Origin of the sequence: Streptococcus pseudopneumoniae, from assembly GCF_001072315.1 — a bacterium.
In the GTDB taxonomy this organism is placed as follows: Bacteria; Bacillota; Bacilli; order Lactobacillales; family Streptococcaceae; genus Streptococcus; species Streptococcus pseudopneumoniae_R.
Genome location: NZ_JVLI01000073.1, coordinates 1 through 4,675 on the forward strand (window position 1 = coordinate 1; position 4,675 = coordinate 4,675).

2 protein-coding genes and 4 pseudogenes are annotated in these 4,675 nt (G+C 39.8%); 1 reads left to right on the forward strand and 5 read right to left on the reverse strand.

Annotated features, from left to right (window positions below; genetic code table 11):
* Positions 1 to 77 precede the first annotated feature (77 nt).
* A complete protein-coding gene (locus ADH54_RS03535; RefSeq protein ID WP_049524063.1) occupies positions 78 to 1,049 on the forward strand; it encodes an Rpn family recombination-promoting nuclease/putative transposase in 972 nt (323 codons plus the stop codon).
* A gap of 150 nt (positions 1,050 to 1,199) precedes the next feature.
* On the opposite strand, the pseudogene ADH54_RS12580 reads toward ADH54_RS03535, so the two are convergent.
* From ADH54_RS12580 to ADH54_RS03560, 5 genes and pseudogenes are all read right to left on the reverse strand, one after another.
* A pseudogene (locus ADH54_RS12580) lies at positions 1,200 to 1,307 on the reverse strand (LPXTG cell wall anchor domain-containing protein); the annotation flags it as partial.
* 102 nt (positions 1,308 to 1,409) lie between these two features.
* A pseudogene (locus tag ADH54_RS03540) lies at positions 1,410 to 1,848 on the reverse strand (PspC family transcriptional regulator); the annotation flags it as partial.
* Between the two features lie 82 nt (positions 1,849 to 1,930).
* Entirely contained in the window at positions 1,931 to 3,283 is a 1,353-nt protein-coding gene (locus ADH54_RS12585; RefSeq protein ID WP_080980768.1) for a hypothetical protein, read from the reverse strand.
* Between the two features lie 373 nt (positions 3,284 to 3,656).
* Positions 3,657 to 4,055 (reverse strand): annotated as a pseudogene (locus ADH54_RS12385) (hypothetical protein); the annotation flags it as partial.
* A gap of 11 nt (positions 4,056 to 4,066) precedes the next feature.
* Positions 4,067 to 4,675 (reverse strand): annotated as a pseudogene (locus tag ADH54_RS03560) (PD-(D/E)XK nuclease family transposase); the annotation flags it as partial.

Consider the following 4,675-nt stretch of genomic DNA (forward strand, 5'->3'; position numbering starts at 1 on the left):
GCCTGCGGCTAGTTTCCTAGTTTGCTCTTTGATTTTCATTGAGTATAAGACTGTGGTATAATAGAAGGAGGAAATGAATGACTGTACGTCATCCGGGCATCAGCCCGACCAATGATTTGGTTGCTAAGAAGATTTTTAGCAATCCAGAAATCACTTGTCAATTTATCCGCGATATGCTGGACTTGCCAGCAAAAAATGTGACTATTTTGGAGGGAAGTAACATTCACGTCTTGCCTTCCCTGCCCTATTCGGCGCAAGATTTCTATACCAGTATAGATGTTTTGGCGGAGTTGGACAATGGCACGCAAGTAATTATTGAGATTCAGGTACATCATCAGAATTTTTTCATCAATCGTCTGTGGGCTTATCTGTGCAGCCAGGTCAATCAAAACCTCGAAAAAATTCGCCAACGAGAAGGTGATACTCATCAAAGTTACAAACACATCGCACCTGTTTACGCTATCGCAATTGTAGATAGTAACTACTTCCATGATGATCAAGCTTTTCATAGCTTTAGCATGCGAGAGGACACGACAGGTGAGGTCTTAACCATCACAAATAACGGTCAAGAAAACCATCTAGTCAAGATGGCGTTCTTGAAATTAAGAAAATACAGAGAAACCAGCAAAGATAGCATTCGCAAGCCATGGTTGGAGTTTTTCGATAACAAACCTTTTACTCAACAACCCGAGCGAGCTATTAGCCAAGCAGATCAACTGCTGGACTACAAGAGCTGGTCCGAGGGGGACAGGAAAATGTTTAGTCAACTACGTATGCGAGAAGAACAAGCTTTGTTAGCTCAGGACTATGCCTTGGAGCAAGCTGAGGAGAAAGGTTTAGAGCGTGGTCTTGAACGCGGTCGTGCAGAAGGGATTGAACAAGGGTTAGAACGTGGTCGTGCAGAGGGTATTGAACAAGGCTTAGAGCGCGGGAAAGTTGAAGGAAGTTTGTCTATGCTACTAAATCTAGTCCATCAAGGTCTTTTGACTTCCGAGGTTGCCAGCCAGCAGTTGGGCATGAGCGTCGCTGAGTTTGAGGAGCTATTGTAAGACCATACAATCACTAATAACATAAAAGTGAACAGGATAGTATTTTAGTCCTGTTCACTTTTTATTTTTTGCTATCCAACAAAGTACTCACAGAATTCTACACGACAAAAGAGAAGGCAAAGCGTCCCTCTCTTTCATATTTTTAATTAATTAGTTTTTGCGTTTCACAAATGGAAGTGCACCAAAGAATAATCCAAGGAATCCTAATGATGCAATCGCAACATTATCTTTTCCACCAGTGTTTGGAAGTTCTTTCTTATCTGCTGCTTTTGCAACTGGAGCTTGATAAGTATTATATCAGCAAGTATCTGCTATAAAAAACTAAGCTAAAAATCTCCTAGTGACATAAACAAATTCAAACTACACCCACTCACCGTTAGCATTTACTGTGTAACCATCGATAGTTGTGTTCACCGCCAAAGCTCCTGATGGGTATGAATAGTACCATTTACCGCCAACTTGGTACCAGCCTGTCTTCATTGCACCTAAGCCATCTAGATAATACCATGTACCATTTTCTTTTATCCATCTAGTACTCATTTTACCTAAACTGTCGAGATGGTACCAACTACCATTTATAAGTTTCCAGCCAGTTATCATGGCACCTAAATCGTTTAAATAATACCAGTCACCGTCAATTTTCTTCCATACCATCAATTACAGCAATATTGGGTGTCAGAACACCATCTTTTTCATTTAGATAGTATTGTTTATCCCCTAAGGTTAGTAGCCCTTTTTTCATTACTCCATCAGTTTCAAAGTAGTAAGTCTTACCATCAATCTTTTGCCAGCCAGTGATATAGACCAAACTCAACCCACTACCATTGTTAAAGCCAAAAAAACAGGAGATTTCTCTCCTGTTATGAGTCAATTATTTAAAATTAAACCCACTCACCGTTTGCATTTACAGTGTAACCATCTGGTGTAGTAGTACTTACTGCAAGGGCACCTGATGCGTATGAGTAGTACCAGTTACCACCAACTTGATACCAACCAGTTGCCATTGCACCTGATGATTTCAAGTAGTACCAAGTACCGTTATCTTTAACCCAACCAGTTGCCATTGCACCTGATGATTTCAAGTAGTACCAAGTTCCGTTATCTTTAACCCAACCAGTTTGCATAACACCTTCAGTATTTAGGTAGTACCAAGTTCCTTGATCATTAATCCAACCTGCTGCTTTTGTACCTTTTGAGTCTACTACATAAGTCCAGTTACCTTTAGTATCTTTATTCCAACCGAATTTAACTACAGCTGCTGGAGTTGGTGTGTCTGCTTTAATAACATCTTCCAATACGAATGCTACTTTTTGTTCTTTATATTTATCTTTAGCATCTTTTTCAGCTTTTTCATAATCAGCTTTCGCATCTTGCAATGCTTTATCTGCTTTCAATAAGTCGTCAGTAGCTTTTCCAACTGCTGCATATTTAGAATTCGTAACTTGTTCTAGACTATTAAAAGTTTGACCTTCTTCCAATAGACCTGTACCGTCAGCAATTGCTGTAGTCAAAGCATTAATAGCTTTTTTAAGTTTTTCAGAGTCTTTTTGTTCTGCTTTTACAGTGGCATCTAGCTCTTTAACTTCTTTTTCTAAAGTAGAAACCTTTTCATTAGCGTCAGAATAAGCTTGTTGAGCTTTTGCCAATGCTGACTCAAGTTTTAATTTTTCAGCTTCGTATTTCTTTGTAGCTTCTACATCACCACCAAGTGGTTTTTCATCATATTTATCATTAACAGCTTTCTGAGCATTGTCCAAGGCTTCCTTGGCTTTATCTAACTCTAAATATGCTCCTGTACGTGTTCCTTCTTTTTCACCTAATTCAGCTTTTTTAGTTGCCAATTCTGCTGAATCTTTAGTTGTCTTAGCGTCTACTTTTGTACGTAAGTCTGTAAAAATTGCTTTTTGTCCTTCTGCATCACCTCTTTTTAGTTTAGCATCACGAAGAGCTTTAACGGCATCAGAATAAGCTTGTTGAGCTTCTGCAAGTTTTTCCTCTGCTGTCTTTTGAGCTTTTGTTGAAGCTTGTAGAGCTGAATGAGCTTTACGCAATGTATTTACAACAGGTTGAAGAGCTTTAACCTTAGCTACTGCATCATCAACGTTACCGTTATCACCGGCCTTAACTCCAAGAGCATCCTTAATTAAGGTTGCATATGAATCATCAGCTGAAACAGCTTGTACAGCACCAAATGCTGCAAGAGCGACTGCGCTTGTCAATAAAACTTTTTTCATCGTTTTATCTCCTTTGTTTTCTTTATAATATTTTTTCGTAAGACTATCTTACTACCATACAGTATATAAATATTTGCAGGATTTGTCAAGACTTTTCTTATGTTTTTTTAACTTTTTACCTATTTCTTCGAAAAAAGGAGAAGAAAACTAACTCACGAAAAAATTCCCCCTGAAATACTCTAGCTTCCAAGTTGACATTTCGCAACTACTCATCCCTCAGATGATAGCTTTTATATCTAAACTATATAGATAGTTAGACAGAACTTACTTCCTTGGCATTATCTTACAAACCCTTGTAAAAGTCAAGTAAAAACGGCAAGTATTTGGATAACACTTGCCATTTCATCAACTTTCTACTATATAAAGATTGAACTCAGCGTAAAGCCTCAAATTCAGCGACAGTCATGCCCAACTGCTGGCTGGCTATCTCGGAAGTCAGGAGATGTTGGCGAACGAGATTTACTAGACCTACTTTTAATCCCTCTTCAATACCACGCTCTAAACCTTGTTCGATACCTTCTGCTCTAGCTGTTTCCAAGGCATAGTCCTGTGCCAACAAAGCTTGTTCTTCGCGCATATGTAATTGACTAAACATTTTCCTGTCCTCCTCGGACCAGCTCTTATAGTCCAGCAGTTGGTCTGCCTGGCTGATGGCTCGCTCGGGTTGCTGAGTAAAGGGGTTATTCCCGAAAAACTCCAACCATGGTTTGCGAACCTTGTCCTTGCTGGTTTCTCTGTATTTTTTTAATTTCAAGAATGCCATCTTGACTATTAGTGCTAGTCTTATAACAGCGCCTCAAACTCAGCGACGCTCATGCCCAATTGCTCACTCGCAACCTCAGCGGTTAAAAGATGTTGGCGTACTAAATCTAGAAAGGTAAAGATTTAGTACGCTCTAAGCCTTTTTCCTCAGCTTGTTCCAAGGCATAGTCCTGCGCTAACAAGGCTTGTTCTTCACGCATACGTAGTTGACTAAACATTTTCCTGTCCTCCTCAGACCAGCTCTTGTAGTCTAGCAGTTGGTCTGCTTGGCTGATGGATCGCTCAGGTTGTTGAGTAAAGGGCTTATTCCCGAAAAACTCCAACCAGGGCTTGCGAACCTCGTCTTTGCTGGTTTCTCTGTATTTTTTTAATTCCAAGAATGCCATCTTGACTAGATGGTTTTCTTGACCGTTATTGGTGATGGTTAAGACCTCACCTGTCGTGTCTTCGCGCATACTAAAACTGTGAAAGGCCAAATCATCTTGGAAGTAATTACTATCTACGATGGCAATAGCATAAACCGGTGCGATATGCTTGTAACTTTGATGAGTATTGCCCTCTTGCTGGCGAATTTTTTCTAGGTTTTGATTGACCTGACTGCACAAGTAAGCCCACAGGCGATTGATGAAA